The sequence below is a fragment of the Snodgrassella sp. M0110 genome, assembly GCF_016101465.1.
Taxonomy (GTDB): domain Bacteria; phylum Pseudomonadota; class Gammaproteobacteria; order Burkholderiales; family Neisseriaceae; genus Snodgrassella; species Snodgrassella alvi.
The window spans coordinates 159191-180464 of sequence record NZ_JACFQM010000001.1 but is presented as its reverse complement, the minus strand read 5'-3'; the positions used below and the strand labels follow the sequence as shown (position 1 = coordinate 180464).

Genomic DNA, 21274 nt, shown 5'->3' with positions numbered 1-21274 from the left:
TCTTGATATGTGTTTTAAAAAAAGCATAATTTACTATTTACACTGATCTGCCATTTGCTGCGCTGCGGCCAGATCAAGTGAGCCTTCATAAATCGCGCGTCCTACAATAGCTCCGGCAACTCCTTGCCCGGCTACAGCACATAAAGCTTCCACATCTTTCATACTGCTCACCCCGCCGGATGCAATAACCGGCACAGAAGCAGCCTGCGCCAGCTTGACTGTAGCATCAATATTCACGCCACTCATCATTCCGTCGCGACCAATATCAGTGTAGATAATACTGTTAACACCATCATCCGCAAACTGTCTGGCCAGCTCAGTAACATGAATATCTGTCACTTTCGCCCAGCCATCAATGGCAACCATACCATCTTTAGCATCTAGCCCGACAATAATTTGTCCGGGGAAAGCTGCACATGCCTGACGCACAAATTCGGGATTATTCACAGCTGCTGTACCAATAATGACAAAACTCAGTCCCAGCTGCAGATATTGTTCAATTGTATGCAAATCACGAATGCCACCGCCAAGCTGCACAGGCACATTATCCGCTACCTGTTCAAGTATCGCTTTGATGGCGGTCATGTTTTCTGGTTTTCCGGCAAAAGCACCATCTAGATCAACCAAATGCAAACGACGCGCACCCTGCTGACACCAGTGCACAGCCATCTGTGCAGGCTCATCAGAAAATACAGTGGCTTTTTCCATCAGCCCCTGTTGAAGACGTACACACTGTCCGCCTTTTAAATCAATTGCTGGAATCAATAACATATTAAATTCAAATATACTGACGAGTTAAACACCGGTACCTTTACTTCAATTAAAACGTACCATCCCACCGTAAAAAATTACCCAGCAGCTGCAAACCGGCCGCATGGCTTTTTTCAGAATGAAACTGCGTAGCAAAAACATTATCTCTGCCTACTATACAGGCAAAATCACCGGCATAATCAGCCGTACCCAGAATAATTGACGGATCCTCTGGTCGTAGATAATAACTATGAACAAAATAAAACCATTCATCCTGAGCCACACCGGCAAATAAAGGATGCTCTTGCATCTGATGTACACGATTCCAGCCCATATGCGGTATTTTCAGTGGTCTGCCATCTGTACTTAATGCAGCCTGAAAATGCGGTACTGTACCTTGAAACCAACCTAATCCGGCCGTATTGCCCTCCTCGCTACATTCAAACAGCAATTGCGCACCAACACAGATACCAAAAAACGGTTTGCGCCGCAATCCGTCTTCCAGCGCATCAGCCAATCCGCTCCGCTGCAAAGCAGCCATACAGTCCGGCATAGCCCCCTGACCAGGAAAAATAATTTTATCAGCCTGATATACTTCATCCGGTTCGGTTGTCAGAATAACTTCCACCTGCATCTGCTGTAACTGGTTTGCTGCCTGTACAGATTTCAGCACTGAATGCAGATTTCCCATACCATAATTGACAATGGCTACTTTCATCTTCATATCTTTATAAAATCAACTGAACATACCTGCAGCAAAAGTTTATCCGGAGTCCGGTTATCACTAACGGGCTGCCTGCAAAGAAACAGCTTGTTATCATACATGAACACCGGATAGCTGAAAATCTGAAACTGGCAGATTATGATACGTAGCCATAATCTTGCTAAAAAAACACATATTTATCAGAAATTATGCCGATTATTTCCATATTATCCATCAGAATTTTATTATCCGGTGACTGATTTCATTTATTTTTATCCGTTAAATTCAATAACAACTGACCGTAAAGAAATAATCCTGAAGATATAAATAACCGGTATATTTATCAGCAATTGATTGCATAAGCCGATAGAAACTGTAATCAATCACTTCAAATACAACATAACGTATATAAGACAGCCATCAATAATTGTGATTTTCAAAATAAATTATTGCAGATAGTTTCATAATTACTCGTACAGACCGACATAAATAAATTTATCCGCCAATGTATACACACCAGCGGATTAGAATCTATACAAAACCATTATGCAGTCAGCGTACCTTTCGTCGACGGCATCACCCCTGCCATTCGCTCATCCTGAGTAACAGCCATTCGCAAAGCACGACCGAACGCTTTGAAAATCGTTTCTGCCTGATGATGAGCATTCAAACCACGCAAATTATCAATGTGCAGAGTCATCATGGCATGATTCACTAAACCATGAAAAAATTCACTGAACAAATCCACATCAAACCGGCCGATTAACGCCCGGGTAAACTCTACGTTATAAACCAGACCAGGACGACCGGATAAATCCAGCACCACCCTGCTCAAAGACTCGTCCAGCGGCACATAACTGTGACCATAACGCGTAATACCGCATTTATCACCCAGTGCCTGTTTTAACGCCTGTCCCAGCGCAATACCAATATCTTCAACAGTATGATGATCATCAATATGCAGATCTCCGCGACAACGGATATCCAGATCAATCAACCCATGGCGGGCTATCTGATCAAGCATATGCTCCAGAAAAGGCACTCCGGTATCAAAATTTCCTACACCGGTGCCATCAAGATTAATACTTATTTGTATTTTTGTTTCACTGGTATTACGCGTAATTGTCGCAGTTCGCATGCAATGTTCCATTTCAAAATTATTTATATATGCAGCAGTATAAATTGCCTGCGGCATTTCTCCACTACACCTACAATCTATATCAACTCATTTCTGCCGGCAAGGTCAGCCGGTGTTTTCTTTTCAGCAAACACAAAAAACACTTTTATCAGATAAAATATTATCAAATCATCCTCTCTTGCTTTCGATCAGCCTGACTACATATTAAAATCAATATTTATCTTTTTATTTATTGTAATTATGAGTCAAACCAGCCATTATCAGTTACATCAGATAGACAACATTTCTCTGCAACGCCTGTGCGGCGTATTAGACCAGCACATTATCAGTCTGGGCAAAGCTCTGGATCTTGAAATTACCCGTCGTTTTGACCATTTTACCTTAAGCGGAGAACATATCAGTCAAGGAGTGAAAGCATTGGAGAATCTGGCCAGCATAGCGCGTGAGCGCGATATCAGCGATAGTGACATCCATTTAGCTGCGGTAGAAGCCAAAACCACCACACAGGAAAATTCAGACTACCATGAACCCAAAGTCTGGACACTGCGCACCCGCCGCGGCAACATCAGCGGGCGTACCCCGCGTCAGAACGGTTATATACAGGCATTATTAAAACATGATGTCGTATTTGGTTTGGGTCCTGCCGGTACCGGTAAAACCTATCTTGCCGTCGCTGCCGCAGTGGATGCCATTGAAAAACATCAGGTAGAACGTATCGTACTGGTTCGTCCAGCTGTAGAGGCCGGAGAAAAACTCGGATTTCTGCCGGGCGATCTGGCACAAAAAGTCGATCCGTATCTGCGCCCCCTGTATGATGCCCTTTATGACCTGATGGGCTTCGACCGTGTGACCAAACTACTGGAAAAAGGGCTGATTGAAATCGCACCTTTAGCCTATATGCGCGGACGCACACTTAACGGGGCTTATATTATTCTGGATGAAGCCCAAAATACCACACCAGAACAAATGAAAATGTTCCTGACCCGTATCGGCTTCGGAGCCAAAGCAGTGATTACCGGTGACATCAGCCAGATCGACTTACCTAAAAATATCAAAAGCGGTCTGAAAGATGCGCGTGAAAAACTCAGCAACATTGAGGGGATTTATTTTCACGTATTCACTAGCGAAGACGTAGTACGCCATCCGTTAGTACAGAAAATTGTCGACGCTTATGATGAAGCAGCTGAAAAAGAACAGTAATCTTTTGATTAATGATTAATCTGAGCACACTGATAACGCAATAAAATAATTTGATTACCGGTAGAAACTGTAGATTCCGCACAGACAGGAAAATGATATTTTCCCGCCTGCTGCCAACAGCATAACTGTCAAACAACCCGGACATATCCATTTTCCGGCATGTTAAACTACATCCGGTAAATAAATTCCAACCGACATAAATATGATGAAAACTATTCTGATCACAGGCTGTTCCAGTGGTATCGGGTATGCAACCGCTCAGCTTCTGCGACAAGACAACTGGCGCGTTTATACAAGTTGCCGTCGGGCAGAAGATGTAGAGCGCTTACGTTCAGAAGGTTTTCACAGTCTGCAACTGGATATTACCAATGATGAACAGATACAGGCAGCTATCGAAACCGTAATAGCCGAATTCGGCCACCTTGATGCTTTATTTTGCAATGCCGGTTACGGTCAGACAGGCGCAGCCGAGGATCTTTGCCGGGCAGCCTTACAGGAACAGTTTAATACCAACGTATTCGGCACATGGCAATGCATCAACGCAGCAATGAAAATTTTCCGGCGTCAGCAGCATGGCCGTATTCTGGTAAATTCCAGCATACTGGGCTATGCAGCCATGCCATGGCGCAGTGCTTATACCAGCAGTAAATTTGCACTGGAAGGACTATGTGATACATTGCGTCATGAAACTCATGCCAGTGGTATTTATATCAGCCTGCTTGAGCCCGGACCGATCACCAGTCGCTTTCGTCCCAATGCACTGATTAAATTCAAACAATATATAGATGTTGAAAACAGCGTGCATCGTGCCGCCTATCAGGCTCAGCTCAACCGCCTTCAGGCTGCCGGTTCTGTCGCACCGTTTACACTGACTGCCGAACAATGCGCCCGGGTCTGCGCCCGTGCACTCAATGCCAGCAAACCTAAAGCACGTTACCCGGTTACCGTACCGGCACACCTCTTCTGGTATCTGAAAAAATTCCTGCCCATCAGCTGTCTGGACTGGCTATGTCGCACTGCCGTCAGAAAACAGGGAAAATCAAACTGACCCCTGCCACAGCCATTTGTCCCAACCAGCCCGCAAAAATCTTATAACAATGACAGAATTATTCAGTACACCCTCATTATCCCGCAAAGGTAATAACACCAGAATCGCCCTTATCCGCAGCGGCGTAGCAGCCATGACCACACACGGCTACATCAGTGCCAATATTGAAAGCATACTGAAACAGGTAGGCGTACCCAAAGGTTCTTTTTATCACTATTTCAAGAGTAAAGAAGAGTTTGGCACAGCTATACTCCAATACTACGACCACTTTTTTACTGAAAAACTGGAACAACATTTATTAAACCAGAATATCTCTTCCGCACTGGCCAGAATTAATGCATTCTGCACAGATGCCAAAACCAGCATGACCAAATATCATTTCAACAGAGGTTGTCTGGTAGGTGAGCTAATGCAGGATGAATCGCTTCTGCCACAAAATTATCCTGCTTTACTCAATAATATCCTGCACAACTGGCAGGAAAAAATAGCCTGCTGTTTGCAGCTGGCACAACAACAGCAAGAAATCAGTTCACAAACAGACTGCACAAAACTGGCTTGCTTCTTCTGGCTTGGCTGGGAAGGTGCAGTCAGCCGTGCCAAACTGCTCAAAAATGCAACGCCGCTGGATATCTTTACCGAACAGTTTTTTAATCTGATAAAAAACCATTAGTCAGCTTCCAATATCTGTTACCAGCCATAATTAATAACACTCTACTTAACTGAAATTTAATCAAAACCCCTTATACTTGGATAGATCCGGCAATAATTGCTTACAACTAGACAACCGGTCTATAATAAAAACAGACCATTCGTCTAGTTAACAACAACAGGAATATCATCATGCTATCCAAAGCCATACTCTTAGAAAAAAATCAGACTGAATTTTCCTGCAACATCCAAAATATTAGTGAAGACACCCTGTTGCAACAACCAGGTGATACCCTGATTGAGGTGCAGTATTCAAGTTTGAATTATAAAGATGCTTTGGCTATTACCAACAGCAGACCTGTAGTACGGCAGTGGCCGATGATTCCCGGTATAGATGGTGTCGGAACCGTTATTAGCACCAGCAGTAAGCATTTCAAAGCCGGAGATAAAGTGATTTTAAATGGCTGGGGCTGTGGAGAAACCCACTGGGGCTGCATGAGCCAGCGTGTTTTTCTCAATGCAGACTGGCTTATCCCCCTACCAGCAGGCATAACTGCCCGACAGTCCATGATTATCGGAACCGCCGGATATACAGCAGCCTTGTGTGTACAACGTATACTCGAACACGGCATTACTCCCGAACAGGGTAATATTCTGATTACCGGAGCCACCGGCGGTGTCGGATCAGTGGCAATTATGTTACTCACCCAGCTGGGCTATACCATTACCGCAGCTACCAGCAAAATCAACGATACAGATTATCTGCAGCAACTAGGTGTGCAGCATATTATCGACAGCAAAACCTTGTCGGATACAGGCAAACCATTACAAAAGGAACAATGGTCGGCAACTATTGACGTGCTTGGTTCTCATAGCCTGGCTAATATCTGCGCACAAATCCGGTATGGTGGTATTGTTACCGCCTGTGGACTGGCGCAGGGTATGGATTTTCCGGCCACAGTTGCACCATTTATTTTGCGAGGTATTACCCTGGCAGGTATTGATAGCGTCATGGCATCACGGGTAAAACGTATTGCAGCCTGGGATTTTCTTGCCAGACATCTAGACATTCAGCAATTAGAAAATATCGCGCATACCATATCGCTGAATCAGTGTCGCGACATTGCAGAAGATATCATTAGTGGTAAAATCCGAGGACGATTTATTGTCGATGTAAACCATTAAACCGATAATAGTAAACCTAATCTGCTACCGGATATGACTTGCAGCTAACAAATATCCGGCATAATCTTTTATTATATTGTTAACAAGCAACATGCTAACTTAAAGCAATACTAAAATAACCGTAGTCAATTTCAACCATACATAATCATCCTGTATCAATGAATCCGCTAACCGTCTATCTTGCATCAGGCAGCCCGCGCCGGCATGAAATCCTCATTAATCTTGGCTACCATGTATTGCGGCTAAATGCAGAGATTGATGAAACTCCCTATCCAGATGAAAACGCTACAGATTATGTCCGGCGCATGGCAAGCATGAAAAACAGTGCAGCACTCAATGCCTGGCAGCAAAACAAACAGCAGCCACCAGAGTTTCCCCTTATCAGTGCCGATACCACCGTCAGCCTGAATAACCTGATTCTCGGCAAACCGGAAAATATCAACGACGCAACTCGTATGCTTAAACTGCTGTCAGGACAACAACATCATGTCCATACAGCAGTCTGCATCTATTGGCAAAACCAAACCTTTCAGACCCTGCAAACCAGTACCGTCAGTTTTGCCGCCTTAAATGATGAACAGATTGCCGCTTATATTGCCACCGGTGAGCCATTGGATAAAGCCGGGGCTTACGGTATTCAAGGGCTGGGCGGAATGCTGGTCGAGCATATCAGCGGCAGCTTCACCGGCATCATGGGTTTGCCTGTATACGAAACTACTCAGCTGCTCACCCAATGTGGCTGTACACCACTTACCCGATCATAATAAGCAGAATTAAATCAGCATCCGTACAACTATCATGAAAATTTCTCTTCCACTATTCACTCTTACACTTATCTGCCTGACAGCCTGTTCACATAATGAGAGCACACACAGCGTCAGTGAAGCCGCAGCTATCACCGCTTCGGATATCCAAAGTACCCATCTGGAAACCACCACTACCCTGGACCGGATTGCGGATGAAATAAACTCAGCCAGTAACGCTTCAGGCTCAAACAGCCATCCGGCCCGTTCTGCCTCCCTGCCTGCACAACATCAGTAAACCTATTGTCTGCCATCACAATTTATCTGCATTCGATAGCATCAATACAAACCAATTCAAAACTATAAAATAAGTTAGCTTTGATTAGTATGGGTAATATCCGACAGCATAACAGCTAAAAAACAAACCATTACCAGCCATCCGCAGCAAGCATAATTGACGCAGAAAAATCAAAAATCTACCATTCTTGATTAAATAACTTAATCAAGATGAGCACAATTGTGGTTGATACAGCAGCAAAACACAATCAGCATGGCGGCGTAAGAGCCGGCGCCGGACGCAAAGCCAGAATTGCCGGACCCAAAATAGTCAAACGCATTCCCGTCAGCCTGATACCGGCAGTAGAACACCTGATGAATCAGCTGGCTGTTACCCCGCTGCGACCGGCACAGCATTTGCCTGCTGACTGCTGGAAAATAGCCGACAACCTCACGCGGCTCAACATTCCCTTAGCTACCGAAACCATTCCCGCCGGCTTTCCCAGCCCGGCAGAACCCTATATCAGCGATTATCTGGATTTCAACCAGTACCTGATAAAAAATCAGGCTGCCACCATTGCCGTACGCTGCGGTGGTGATTCTATGCAGGATGCCGGCATCAGCCGCAACGATTTGCTTATCATCGACCGTTCCCTCACACCCAAACACCGTGATATCGTCATGGCCGATTTAGGTAATGAATTTACCATCAAACGACTGCACAAACTGGATAACAGCCGCATCGAACTACACTCCGAAAACAGCAGCCAGTCTTATCCCAATTTCAACTTAAAAGAAGGCGACACCCTTGCCATCGTCGGCGTCGTAACCTACGTTATCAAACATATCCGCTAACCCAGAAACCATGTTTTCAGATCAGCAACTTGCCTTTGTCGATATCGAAACTACCGGCGGACGCACCACCAGCGACCGTATTACCGAAATCGCAGTTATTTACACAGAAGCCGGACAGCAGCAGCCACAAACTTTTCATACCCTGCTTAATCCCGATACCAGCATTCCGCCTTTTATTCAGTCTCTTACCGGTATCAGCAATAAAATGGTAGAAAAAGCACCTTATTTCGATAATGAAATTGCCGACCGGCTGGCAGCCATCTTCAAAGAGCGAATCTTTATAGCGCACAATGTACGTTTTGATTACGGCTTCATCAAAGCGGCTTTTAAACGGCTGGGCAGAACATTCAACCCGCAGCAACTGTGCACCGTTAAACTGTCGCGTCTGCTTTATCCCGAACACAAACATCACGGACTGGACAAAATTATTGCCCGCCACAACCTCGACATGCAAAACCGTCACCGGGCCTTTGCCGATGCCCGGGCTATCTACGACTTCTGGCAGCAGCTCAGACACAACTTTTCCGCAGACATCCTGCATCAAGCCTGTAAAACCATCATGCAGCGCCCCAGCCTGCCCGCTCACCTGCACAGCGATGTTCTAGACAACATCAGCGACGATTACGGCGTGTACCTTATTTATGGTGACAACGACATTCCTCTGTATATTGGCAAAAGCAAACAAGTTAAAACCCGCCTGATGAGCCATTTCAGTCAGGATGTACACAACAGCAAAGAAATGAGCCTGTCACAGCAAGCCAGAAAAATCGACATTATCCCCTGTAGCGGCGAACTGGACGCCCTGCTCACCGAATCAGCCCAGATTAAGCAGCGCCAGCCCATCCTCAACCGCCGCCTGCGCCGTCAGAAAGACCTGTTCAGCTTCCGGCTGCATACCAATACTAACGGATACAACACCCTGAGCATTGTTCCCATGCGCCACGTTCAGCTTAACCGCGAACAGCACTATTACGGCCTGTTTCACAGCAAAAGCGATGCACAGAAAAGCATTAAAAACATCATCAGCAACACCGATCTGTGCCTGCAAACTCTGGGGATCGAAAAAGGCAGCAATAACCGCCCCTGCTTCCGCCATCAGCTGCATCAGTGCAGTGGTGCCTGCATCAACAAAATTACCGCCGACATGCACAACCTCAAACTTGCACTGGCCTTACAGAAACTTAAACTGGCTGCATGGCCGTTTAGTGGTTACGCCTATATAAAAGAACAGCACAAATACCACATCTTTCACCACTGGATTTATCTAGGCAGTGCCGGTAATACCGACGAACTGCAAACCCTGCTCAATCAGCCGCAAGGACAGCTTGATCGCGACATCTATCAAATCATCCATCAGCATAAACATCTGCTGCAAGCCTTGAATCCTGCCCATGTTTGCCCTGATTGACGGTAATAACTTCTATTGCTCCTGTGAAAGAGTCTATCGCCCCGAACTCAGGCAGCAACCCGTTATCGTACTGAGCAATAACGACGGCTGCGTCATTTCCCGCTCCAATGAAGCCAAAGACATGGGCATCAGAATGGGCATACCTTACTTTCAGATTCAGCACCTCGTGCGGCAAGGCAAGCTAATCGTTTTCTCGTCCAACTACGAGCTGTATGCCGACCTGTCGCGACGCATGATGAGTACCATTGCCTCACTGGTACCAGCCATTGAAATCTACTCAATCGACGAATGCTTTGCCAGCCTGCACGGTCTGAACAACCTGCATCAGCTCGGCCACAATATTCGTTCCCGTATCCAGCAGTGGGTAGGTATACCGACATGTGTCGGCATTGCCCCTACCCGTACACTAGCTAAATTTTGTAACCATCTGGCCAAACGCCACCGCCATCATTTCAATGGCGTTATTGTCTGGACAGACTGGAATCAGAATATCAGACAACGAGCCCTTGCCAGCGAACCGGTTACGGAAATCTGGGGTATCGGCCGCAGAACCGGCCACAAACTCGCCGCCCAAGGCATTCACACCGCTCTGGATTTCATCAATGCCCATACCCCAACCTTAAGAAAACAATTTGGTGTTGTACTCGAACGTACCCAGCGGGAAATGCAGGGAATTCCCTGTAGCGAACTCATCACAGAAGAAGCCGGTCGCCAGAATATCGTCCGTAGCCGCAGCTTCGGCAACATGGTCACCAATCTTGACGGTTTACAGGCGGCCATCAGCCATCACATTACCGCCGGAGCAGCCAAACTGCGCGAACAAAACAGTCAGGCACATATCATTGGTGTATTTATCTACACCAACCGCTTTCGCCACGACCTGCCACAATACAACGGCTACCGGATTACCAAACTGCCTCAGGCCAGTAACGATACACTCACCCTTAACCACATTGCCTGGCACCTGTTAAACAGCATCTACCGTCCCGGCTACGAATATAAAAAATGTGGAATTGAACTGAGTGGCATCGAACCAGTGCACATATTCCGGCAGTTAGATTTACTCTGCCATAGCCAGCACAATCATCGCCCTGAACTAATGAGAGCATGGGACAACATTACCAGCCGCTACGGCCGCAGCAGCATCCGGCTTGGCAGCGAACTGCAATCCGGCGACTGGCTTATGACCCGAACTCATCTAAGCAACTGTATTACAACCAAATTTACAGAAATATTAACTATATAAATACTTTACACAGACTATCCATAACCAAGATCGTCTTTTAGAGGATAGGTTTTCAGTGCAGATTAGGATTTACAGATGGTTAAATCAGTTAACAATGTCATATTCGATACACCGTTATTTTTTGTCAGAATGAAAGATACGTTATATCGAGACGAAAAAACTAATTCACTATTACATACAAAGTGTATTTTTAGGTAGTTCTATTTGTATCTTATACTATCTCGCAACAATAACTGAATGTAAGGTATTAACATATTTTGAAATAAAGGCTACATTATCGCCAAACACTTCCTGCCAGTCATAGCTGTCAAAAGGTGACTCATTGATCAATACATCAGTAGTGATATCACCATTTTCATTCACATAATTTATAATGGTTTTTAAATATTCTTGCTGTTGTGAATTAAGCTGATTATCGGATAAAAATTGACTAAAACGTTTTTCAGCGGCTTGTTTGTCCAAACCAACAATAGAGCGTATAAAGGCAGCTACATTGCCACCTGCTAGGGTATTAGAAGTAAATTTATTATATTCCCTTTTTGTTCCAAGTTCGTTCCATAATACATTTTCAAGTTCAACAGTATCAGCACGAGTAATAGGCTCAAGATTACGTATTTTTGAATAACGGGATTCCAGGAGTTTTCAATTAAATAATCGATAACACGTTGTTTGTAAGTTTTCACAGAAAATAAGCTTTCTGTTTCACCTACATATTCAATAAAGTCTTCAATATCTACATTAAATGTTTGACCATTAGCATCGTCCTTTAAATGCTTAATTAAATCACGCAACTCAACACGCACATACTCAAGTTTATCCAATTCTGGTGTTTGCCAGAAACTATCCATTAAAACCTCTTTAATAATTGCTATTTTCTCTTTTATCTCTTTAATAGTACCTTCCTCATAGAGTGCCTGTACTAAATTAACAACACTCTTTTGGCTTTTACTTGCTTTTTTAGATTTACTCAATAAACTCAGTTAAATATTAAATAGTAATAAATTAAATTTCTTGGCGCTTTCATCTTAATCTTCGATGATGTCTTTTTATAAGTAACTAAGTATTAAAAAGTTATTTATTTTAATAATGAATACAAAGATATAGCGTTCATTGGTATGCCAAACATTAACCATGGGAATGCCTCAACATGCTTATCCAAGCAAAGTGATTGTTCATGGTGATAGTTGTGGTCAATATTATTGTGATGATTGCCAAGTCATATTAACTGCTTAAGGTTTGAAATGCAGCATTAGTCATAAAGGCATTTGTTATGATAATGTGGTGATTAAAACTTCTTTAATAATCTTAAAACAGAATAGATCTATTGACATAAGTTAGATGATATAACACAGGCTAATTCAATGATTTTATAGCATATTGAGGTACTATAACCATGTAAAAAAATATTTACATTTAAATTATTTATCATCTGTTCAATTTGGAAATAAATGGACAGAATAATTTAATAAATCTGTCCATTAAAATGGGAGCAGATAAAACTTATTAAATAGAATTAATTTTCCAACCAGCTTAAAACCATAACTTCGACTTATCATTTATTTTCATCAAGTATGTATGGCTAAGAAATAAAATAATTAGGTAATACATGAACACTTATACAGAAACACTTTTTTCAGAAGTTGAAACCGCAAATAGTAAACAACTTGCTGTTTTAAAAGCCAACTTCCCTCAATGCTTTGATAAAAACGGGGCTTTCATTCAAGAAAAATTTCTTGAGATCGTCAAATCATCGGATGTTGAACTCTCTAAAGAGTCATACAGTTTAAACTGGCTTGGCAAATCCTATGCCCGTCTGTTGGCTAACCTACCACCAAAAACGTTGCTAACCGAAGATAAAGACCATAACCAACGTGAAGAGAACAAAAACAGTCAGAATCTGTTAATCAAAGGGGATAACCTCGAAGTATTGAAGCATATGGTTAATGCTTATGCTGAAAAGGTGAAGATGATTTACATTGACCCGCCATATAATACAGGTTCGGATGGGTTCGCTTATAACGATGATCGTAAGTTCACGCCTGAACAGCTTTCCGAACTGGCAGGTATCGATCTTGATGAAGCTACACGTATCCTCGATTTTACTGTAAAAGGTTCAAGCAGTCATAGCGCATGGCTGACATTTATGTACCCGAGATTATATATTGCAAAAGAATTTTTATCAGAAAATGGTGCTATATTCATATCAATTGATGACAACGAAGCTTCGGAATTAAAGATTCTTTGTAATGAAGTATTTGGCTCGTATAATTTTTTAGCGAACATAGTTTGGGAAAAGGTTCATACGAGAAAAAACTCAGCGAAACATTTCTCAACTAGCCATGAACATATAATTGTTTTTGCTAAAGATAAAACAAAATGGGATCGTGTTCTCCTACCCAGAGATGATCTATCGGCATACAACAATCCAGATAATCATCCTAAAGGTCCTTGGAAGTTAGATCCTATAACAGCACATAATGAGTATAAAGCTGATTATAAAATAAAAAAACCTAATGGTATTGTATTATCTAGACCTAAAGACAGATACTGGGCTTTTAGTGAGGAAACTATAAACCAAAAAATAGCAGACAATGAAATATCATGGGGGGAAGGTGATAGCTACCCTATGGTTAAAAGATTCCTTTCTGAAGTGCAGGATGGACTTGTTCCTACAACATTATTTACTAGAGTTTTTGCTGGAGATACTTCACTATCTAAAAAAGAAATCGATAATCTTCTGGGATTTAAAGGAGGTTTTGATTATTCAAAACCCACAAAGTTAATAAAAAAACTATTACAGATATCCAGTAGAAAGAATGATATTATAATGGATTTTTTTGCTGGTTCAGGAACTACAGCCAACGCTGTATTTGATATAAATACAGAAGAAAATTCCAATAGAAAATTCATTTCTATTCAAATACCTGAAAAATGCAAATTGGATAGTGAAGCATTTATTAATGGATTCAAAACTATTTTTGATATAACTAAGGTCAGGATTATTAAATCTGCAGAAAAAATAAAATCTGAACACCCTAATTATAAGGGAGATTTAGGATTTAAAATATTTAAAACAATCGATGACTTTCGAGCAAAAAATAATTCTGAACTAACGCTTTCTAACCATACTTTTTTTGATGATGTTGTACTGACCTCTGAACAGTATGACACCCTATTGACGACATGGTGTGTATATGATGGTAGCTTGTTAACAACGCCAATTGAAGATGTTGATCTTGATGGCTACAAAGCGCACTTATGCGATGGTCGTTTGTATCTGATTGCGCCTAACTTCACCAGTGAAGCACTGAAGGCTTTACTTCAAAAGCTGGATTCAGATAAAGACTTTGCCCCTAACAAAGTTGTATTTTATGGCAGCAACTTCGAAAGTGCGAAACAGATGGAACTTAATGAAGCACTAAAAAATTATGCGAATAAAAAATCTATTGATTTAGATTTGGTGGTAAGGAACTAATCATGTCTAAAGGGTTCATATTCGAAAAAAATTTACCACATCAAAAGGCCGGCGTAGATGCGGTGATGAATGTCTTTGTATCCGCCATACCTCAGCAGACGGATCACGTTGCTATTCGCCTGTTAGCTAATCCAGAACTGAATCTATCTGAACAACAATACTACAACAACTTAAAAAAAGTCCAGGAGTTCAATGGTATTGAACATTCAAAAGATAATTACGATGCTAAAAGTAATGTGATTGATGTTTCTATGGAGACAGGTACAGGTAAAACTTATACTTACACCAAAACAATTTTTGACTTGAACAAATCATTTGGCATTAACAAATTTATCATCATTGTTCCTACCTTATCAATCAAAGCCGGAACAGTAAACTTTTTAAAAAGTGATGCTCTAAAAGAACACTTTCGAGATGATTACGAGCGTGAACTAAAGACTTACGTTGTTGAAAGTCAGAAAAATTCAGGTAAAAATGCAAAATCATACATGCCTCAAGCTATCCATGATTTTGTTGAAGCAAGTAATTTTAATAAGAAATACATACACGTTCTTGTGATCAACTCAGGGATGATTAACTCAAAGTCTTTAACTGACACTTATGATGTTAGTTTGTTTGATAACCTTTTTGATACTCCATTTTCTGCACTTAGTGCGATAAAACCATTCATTATCATTGATGAGCCTCATAAATTTCCTACGGCTAAAAAGACATGGGAAAATATTGAAAAATTTAATGCACAATATATCATCCGCTATGGCGCAACCTTTAGTGAAGGCTATAAGAACTTAGTTTATCGTCTTACAGCCGTGGATGCATTCAATGAAGATCTTGTTAAAGGTATTGATGCATACATTGAGGATATTGTCGGTGAGGATAATGCCAATCTCAAGTTCGTCAAATCTGACGGAAAAGAAGCTACATTTGAACTGAATGAAAATAGCAATAAAAAAACGTTTAAATTAGCCAAAGGTGAATCACTATCTAAAACGCATAGTGCGATCCATGATTTAACTCTTGATGCTTTAAACAAGACTACAGCAGTGTTGAGTAATGGTATTGAGCTAAAAATTGGTAACTCGATAAACCCCTATTCTTACGCTCAGACACTTGCGGATAACATGATGCGTAAAGCTGTCAAAGAACACTTTAAATTAGAAAAAGAGTATCTGACACAAAGGCCACGCATAAAGCCTCTTACTCTTTTCTTCATTGATGATATTGAAGGCTATCGTGATGGTAATGATATTGCCGGAAGTCTGAAAACTAAGTTCGAAGAATATGTTTTGGCAGAAGCTAATGAATTGTTAAAAATAGAGAAAGATGAGTTTTATAGAAACTACCTTGAAAAAACTGTTAAGGATATATCTTCTGTTCATGGTGGTTATTTTTCAAAAGATAATAATGATAAAGATGAAAAAATTGAGCAGGAGATCAATGAAATCCTTCATGACAAAGAGCTTCTATTGTCTTTAGAAAATCCTCGCCGTTTCATTTTCTCTAAATGGACGTTGCGTGAGGGGTGGGATAACCCAAATGTCTTTCAGATTTGTAAACTCCGTTCGAGTGGTAGCACCACATCTAAACTTCAAGAGGTAGGGCGTGGTTTACGTCTTCCAGTGAATGAATATATGTGTCGTGTGAAAGACCGCAATTTTACTCTCAACTATTATGTTGATTTTACAGAAAAAGATTTTGTCGATTCTCTTGTCAAAGAGGTCAATGATAGCTCTTTCAAAGAAACCGTTCCGAGTAAGTTTACTCAGGAGCTTAAGGATAAAATCCTATCTCAGTATCCTGAGCTTTCATCCAGAACACTCATGAATGAAATTTTTGATGGAGAGATCATTGATGATAATGACAACTTCAAAGATTCCAATGCCTATAGTCGCTTAAAAGCCAAATATCCGGCTGCATTCCCTGCCGGATTGAAACCAAGCAAAATCAAAAAAGCCACCGATGGAAAAAGACGCACTAAAATGCGTATTGGCAAGTTCAGTGAACTGAAAGAGCTTTGGGATTTGATCAATCAAAAAGCAGTAATTGAGTATAAAATAAATAGCGAAAACGAATTCTTATCTATTTTCAAGTCATTCATGCTCGAAGAAACAGAAAGATTTACTAAATCAGGTGTTCATACTCGCATTGATAGAATTTATATTCATAATGATACGGCAATGTCGAAAAGTATCGTCAGTGACGATGATAACTTTGCTAAACTAAACACAATGAGCTATCGGGAATTTCTTGATAACTTATCACAAACTATTTTTGCTAAACACGATACCTTGCATAAGGTATTTTGTGAAATAAAAGACATTATCAATATCACTGACTACCTGAACATTCAAACAATCAGAAAAATTAAATCTGGTTTTAGCAAATATCTGTTGAACAATTCATTTAACAAATTCAGCCTTGGATATAATGTGATTTCAGGTTCAATTCATCCTACAAAATTCACTAATGCAGACGGCGTGCCTGTGAGTAAGGTATTATCAAGTGATCTTGGTATATTGAATGACAACACAAAACCACCGTTGGATTCTTATCTTTTTGAAGAAGTCTTTTATGACTCAGAGCTTGAAAGGCTCAACATAACAGATGGAGAGATTCAGTCTGTAGCTGTTTTTACAAAGATACCGAAGAACTCCATTAAGATCCCGGTAGCAGGTGGATACACGTACTCTCCAGACTTTGCATATATTGTCAAAACGACAAAAGATGATTATTTAAACTTTATTATCGAAACAAAAAATGTAGATGGGAAGGATAGTTTAAGACTTGAAGAAGAACGTAAGATAAAACATGCACAAGCACTATTCAGTCAAATAAGTAAATCTATTAAAGTTGAGTTTAAAACACAATTTGCTAATGATACTATTTATAATTTGATTCGAAATATTTAGGTGAAGGAGCTTTTATCTGTACCCTACGCTACTTCAGAATGGGATATGACCAGTATCCATAATTAAAAAAGCAAGGGATAGAACGTAAACCGCACAAACTTCTATAACTTAAAGAAACAGCACGGTGTAATCACTAAATACTCACCCAACCTAAAACAACGACGAAATAGAAAAGAAAGTAAAATACCCAGTTATACTGCTGTCTAAGATCAGTATAGCGGTGAACTTATCACCACTTGCCGATAGACTTATCGGTGGACTTAAATGTACTTACTTTAAGCGAATGATAATGGTCTTTAACGGAAGATAAATTTACAGTTAATACTTTAATTTCAAAAGTTATGTACTTTAATGAAAGTCTTTGGAAGAAGAGTTAAGGCGAAACACGAAATTCGAATTCGCGAATTTAACCTTGACTAAAATATAAAATTATACAAACACCAATAGACACAATAAAATAAAATTAGTTTAACTTATAATTTATAATTTACAGAACTCAGACAACAACAATTTGATAATAGACATATGAAAGCACTTATTTCAATCGACTATACCAACGACTTTATTGCCACAGACGGAGCACTGACAACCGGTCTGGCAGGACAAGCCATAGAAAACGAAATGGTAAATCTGACCAGAACGTTTATTGAGCAGAAAGATTTTGTGGTATTTGCAATTGATGCGCACGAACCTGATGATAAATACCATCCGGAAAATAAATTATTTCCGCCGCACAATATCATAGGTACCCACGGTCAGAATCTCTATGGTTCATTAAAACAGTTGTACACAGCCAATCAAACCAATCCGCAAGTTTACTGGATGAATAAACGCCACTACTCTGCATTCAGCGGAACAGATCTGGATTTACGCCTGCGTGAAAGAAATATTACCGAAATACATTTAACCGGCGTATGTACTGATATCTGCGTATTACATACAGCAGTTGATGCATATAACCTTAATTATCAGATTGTCGTTCATCAGCATGCTGTTGCCAGCTTTGACCCGGTAGGACATTCCTGGGCATTAAAGCACTTTCAGAATACTTTAGGAGCTACCATAATCTGAGCATTTACCTCCCCTGCTTCTGTTTAAACTGTCCTGAAATCACAAAATGTATAAAAATAAATCAGAACTGACTTTATTCACAAAGTCTTAATTTCGACAGTATTATTATGTCTTTTAAATATATTTACCATTTTAAGCATATAATCTATAGTCAAACCATAATCAAAATTTTTGAATGAATATTCCGAAAGGAATAACAGCAGTAATCTGTATAGCTATACAGATTACTAAACATACATATTCATGTTAAAAAATCTGATTTAAATCTTTAATGCTAAATAATATAAATATATTTTATATTAAACAATAATATATCAACCCGAATTTCAGTTATTCTTAATCTGATAAATTACTTTGGTATCGGGATAATTAACAAATGCTTGAGGAAACAGATATTCACCCTCAAAAAATGGCACCGATATATAATTCCATTCAGGTTTAAATGACGGATGAAATTGAGCAATTGAGTCAAATAGTAATGTTGTGCAATATAAATGAGATTCGTTTTTGTTATCTAAGACAAAAGGTTTTCCGCGCTGGTTCAAAATTTGTGCAGCAATCCGTTGCTTTTCTTGCTTATTCAAAAATAAAGGTCTTATAACAGCACCTTTCTGAGCCAATACCGGACTAAAAAAATGCTCTAATTCGGAAATCATCACCTGATTTGAAACTGATTCTCCGTCATCTGTTGTAGCATGGATAACTAAAACCTTAGGCTGTAATTGCACAATCATCCCAATGTGTGAATACTCACTTTTTCCCAAATAACGAATCCATCGACTGTCATTCGTAGTACCTAAACGCACAACCCAGTCACCAACTTCGAGTAGGGGTAAATCCCGGATCAAGCGTGGATATGAAGGTGGATGTCTTTCATAAATAAATGAAGCAGAACCACCGGTCAGTAGAATCAGGCAAATCATTAAAAAATATATTAAATATCTATACATAATAAAACCTGCTTTAAGCAGGTCTTCATCGGTTAACCTTTTACCTTCCAGCCATCATCTGTTTTAATTAAATATAAATTTTTCTTTTTTATTTGTTCTGTATTTTTGAAAGTTACACTTATTTGAACATGTGCTGATTTTTTATCATCGTCATATTTGATATCCTCAATGGATATATTTTTCAACCCGCCATTTTTATCAGCAACTTCTTTTGCATGCGAAACACTCATTTTAATTTTTCCAGATAATATATCCTGTACACCTGCTTCTTTTTTATCTTTTTCACTAAGATAAATCATGGAAATTGCTTTTTGGCTGTCACCACTATATACAGCCTCAGTAAATACTTTTGCGGCAGCTTCTGGTGAAGAATTACCACCGCATGCAGCAATTGCTAAGGTAATAAATAACCCTATCAATAAACTCACAATTTTCTTCATATAACTTTCCTGTCAATTTGTTAATAAATAATAATTTTATTAAATATAAACCAATTTTTCTTAATTAATCAACAAATATATTTACATATTGAATTTCATAAGTTTTTATCTGTTCTGATACGATAAATTTGAAAATGATTTAATCAGAAAAATGACTACCAAGAATAATTATTACTACAAATATATTTATCAAACTATTTTTTTATCAAAACTATTTTAGGAAAATGATGAAAAAGTACATCAATTGCTATAAATAAAAAAGATAATATAACCTGATTGTAAGAGGGCTAACTAGGATTGTGTGCGATACCATTGAATAAATAAGGCTAGCTGTTTCAAATTAAATAAATCAGAGATTTTACTACCATACATTTAAATTTATTTCCAAAGAAATGGTTTATCAATAATTTAAAGTTTGAAGAAAATTTTATGTGAATGATTTGGCTAGGCTAGATAAACCAGTTGACTAATCTAATACAATAAATATTACACCAGAGCTTCATCGGAAGCACAAACTAATCATCCTCGTGACAGGTATCAAGAAATATTGATGTTAATTTGAAAGAATTAGATAAATAGCAATAAATTTAGGCAGATAAATAACAAGAAAATTTAAAGAAATGCTATTATGCTGAATAAGCTGTGCTAAATAGCTAGCAATATAATAAAGAAATAGATAGGATATTGGTGGGTCGTGAGCGATTCGAACGCTCGACCAACGGATTAAAAGTCCGCTGCTCTACCGACTGAGCTAACGACCCTTTGGCTCCCCGACCAGGGCTCGAACCTGGGACCTGCGGATTAACAGTCCGTCGCTCTACCGACTGAGCTATCAGGGAAAGGAAGAGCGCATTATATGGGGCGATATTAAACTCGTCAAGCTTTTTTAGGCATTTTAAGCCTGAAAAAGAGTTCAATAAGTACAAATCATTGGTAGTTCTACATATTTAATTGCAAATATAGTTATATTACTTAAATTGTATTTGCTTATATACTCTAATAAATGTATTGAGGTTTTGCGCTTATGAGCTCTGACTTGAAAATGAATAGAATACTTTTGTTACCTATCCGGCCAGTGCAGCAGCACAGGCAGCTATTCTGATTAATGATGTAATCAGACACCAATTTAGAATGTTGATTATGATTTTCATATCGCCTGTGCTGATATTATTTTTATGATATAGAGTGATGGCTTGCCGGTCTGATGCTTTTCGATTTCGGCAATTCCG

18 protein-coding genes, 2 tRNA genes and 1 pseudogene are annotated in these 21274 nt (G+C 39.9%); 12 read left to right on the top strand and 9 right to left on the bottom strand.

What is annotated here, in order from left to right; genetic code table 11:
• Positions 1-33: 33 nt before the first annotated feature.
• The 3 genes and pseudogenes from hisA to hisB form a co-directional block, all read right to left on the bottom strand.
• Positions 34-771: a 1-(5-phosphoribosyl)-5-[(5-phosphoribosylamino)methylideneamino]imidazole-4-carboxamide isomerase gene (hisA, locus tag H3T84_RS00765; protein WP_198217146.1), complete on the bottom strand. Its 738-nt coding sequence runs from the start codon at positions 769-771 to the stop codon at positions 34-36.
• A 49-nt stretch (positions 772-820) separates the two neighbouring features.
• Positions 821-1468: an imidazole glycerol phosphate synthase subunit HisH gene (hisH, locus tag H3T84_RS00760; RefSeq protein ID WP_100116011.1), complete on the bottom strand. Its 648-nt coding sequence runs from the start codon at positions 1466-1468 to the stop codon at positions 821-823.
• A 529-nt stretch (positions 1469-1997) separates the two neighbouring features.
• Positions 1998-2588: pseudogene (hisB, locus tag H3T84_RS00755) on the bottom strand (imidazoleglycerol-phosphate dehydratase HisB); the annotation flags it as partial.
• Positions 2589-2831: 243 nt separating this feature from the next.
• Between hisB and H3T84_RS00750 the strand changes: the two are divergent.
• From H3T84_RS00750 to H3T84_RS00710, 9 genes are all read left to right on the top strand, one after another.
• On the top strand, positions 2832-3791 hold the full coding sequence (locus H3T84_RS00750) for a PhoH family protein (RefSeq protein ID WP_041878921.1): 960 nt from the start codon (positions 2832-2834) through the stop codon (positions 3789-3791).
• 205 nt (positions 3792-3996) lie between these two features.
• The gene (locus tag H3T84_RS00745; RefSeq protein ID WP_174834006.1) at positions 3997-4839 is read left to right on the top strand and encodes an SDR family NAD(P)-dependent oxidoreductase; all 843 of its coding nucleotides are present in this window, start codon (positions 3997-3999) and stop codon (positions 4837-4839) included.
• A gap of 49 nt (positions 4840-4888) precedes the next feature.
• Positions 4889-5509, top strand: coding sequence for a TetR/AcrR family transcriptional regulator (locus tag H3T84_RS00740; protein WP_198217144.1), 621 nt, complete (start codon positions 4889-4891; stop codon positions 5507-5509).
• Positions 5510-5679: 170 nt separating this feature from the next.
• The gene (locus tag H3T84_RS00735) at positions 5680-6672 is read left to right on the top strand and encodes an MDR family oxidoreductase (RefSeq protein WP_198217142.1); all 993 of its coding nucleotides are present in this window, start codon (positions 5680-5682) and stop codon (positions 6670-6672) included.
• Between the two features lie 158 nt (positions 6673-6830).
• Positions 6831-7436 (top strand): nucleoside triphosphate pyrophosphatase, encoded by a 606-nt coding sequence (locus tag H3T84_RS00730; protein ID WP_198207019.1) that lies wholly within the window; start codon positions 6831-6833, stop codon positions 7434-7436.
• A 34-nt stretch (positions 7437-7470) separates the two neighbouring features.
• Positions 7471-7713 (top strand): hypothetical protein, encoded by a 243-nt coding sequence (locus H3T84_RS00725; protein WP_084552109.1) that lies wholly within the window; start codon positions 7471-7473, stop codon positions 7711-7713.
• Positions 7714-7922: 209 nt separating this feature from the next.
• A complete protein-coding gene (locus tag H3T84_RS00720; RefSeq protein WP_198217140.1) occupies positions 7923-8546 on the top strand; it encodes a LexA family transcriptional regulator in 624 nt (207 codons plus the stop codon).
• A 10-nt stretch (positions 8547-8556) separates the two neighbouring features.
• Complete coding sequence (locus H3T84_RS00715; RefSeq protein WP_198217138.1) at positions 8557-9954, top strand: 3'-5' exonuclease family protein; 1398 nt, start codon at positions 8557-8559, stop codon at positions 9952-9954.
• Positions 9938-11200, top strand: coding sequence for a Y-family DNA polymerase (locus H3T84_RS00710; protein ID WP_198217136.1), 1263 nt, complete (start codon positions 9938-9940; stop codon positions 11198-11200). The genes H3T84_RS00715 and H3T84_RS00710 overlap by 17 nt, the downstream gene beginning before the upstream one ends.
• A 216-nt stretch (positions 11201-11416) precedes the next feature.
• On the opposite strand, the gene H3T84_RS00705 is transcribed toward H3T84_RS00710, so the two are convergent.
• Together H3T84_RS00705 and H3T84_RS12365 are read right to left on the bottom strand one after the other, a co-directional pair.
• Entirely contained in the window at positions 11417-11797 is a 381-nt protein-coding gene (locus H3T84_RS00705; protein ID WP_370523982.1) for a type I restriction-modification enzyme R subunit C-terminal domain-containing protein, read from the bottom strand.
• Complete coding sequence (locus H3T84_RS12365; protein WP_370523949.1) at positions 11704-12171, bottom strand: hypothetical protein; 468 nt, start codon at positions 12169-12171, stop codon at positions 11704-11706. Before H3T84_RS12365 ends, H3T84_RS00705 begins: the two co-directional genes overlap by 94 nt.
• A 635-nt stretch (positions 12172-12806) precedes the next feature.
• Between H3T84_RS12365 and H3T84_RS00700 the strand changes: the two genes are divergently transcribed.
• The 3 genes from H3T84_RS00700 (at position 12807) to H3T84_RS00690 (ending at position 18655) form a co-directional block, all read left to right on the top strand.
• Complete coding sequence (locus H3T84_RS00700; RefSeq protein WP_198217134.1) at positions 12807-14675, top strand: site-specific DNA-methyltransferase; 1869 nt, start codon at positions 12807-12809, stop codon at positions 14673-14675.
• 2 nt (positions 14676-14677) lie between these two features.
• Positions 14678-17584: a type III restriction-modification system endonuclease gene (locus tag H3T84_RS00695; RefSeq protein ID WP_025331304.1), complete on the top strand. Its 2907-nt coding sequence runs from the start codon at positions 14678-14680 to the stop codon at positions 17582-17584.
• 525 nt (positions 17585-18109) lie between these two features.
• Complete coding sequence (locus H3T84_RS00690; RefSeq protein WP_198217132.1) at positions 18110-18655, top strand: cysteine hydrolase family protein; 546 nt, start codon at positions 18110-18112, stop codon at positions 18653-18655.
• A gap of 326 nt (positions 18656-18981) precedes the next feature.
• On the opposite strand, the gene H3T84_RS00685 is transcribed toward H3T84_RS00690, so the two are convergent.
• The 4 genes from H3T84_RS00685 to H3T84_RS00670 all read right to left on the bottom strand — a co-directional run bounded on the left by H3T84_RS00685 (position 18982) and on the right by H3T84_RS00670 (position 20884).
• Entirely contained in the window at positions 18982-19605 is a 624-nt protein-coding gene (locus tag H3T84_RS00685) for a YiiX/YebB-like N1pC/P60 family cysteine hydrolase (protein ID WP_198217130.1), read from the bottom strand.
• 32 nt (positions 19606-19637) lie between these two features.
• A complete protein-coding gene (locus tag H3T84_RS00680) occupies positions 19638-20045 on the bottom strand; it encodes a DUF4878 domain-containing protein (RefSeq protein WP_198217128.1) in 408 nt (135 codons plus the stop codon).
• Positions 20046-20730: 685 nt separating this feature from the next.
• Positions 20731-20806 (bottom strand) — tRNA-Lys (locus tag H3T84_RS00675).
• 2 nt (positions 20807-20808) lie between these two features.
• Positions 20809-20884, bottom strand: a tRNA-Asn gene (locus tag H3T84_RS00670).
• Positions 20885-21274: the final 390 nt, after the last annotated feature.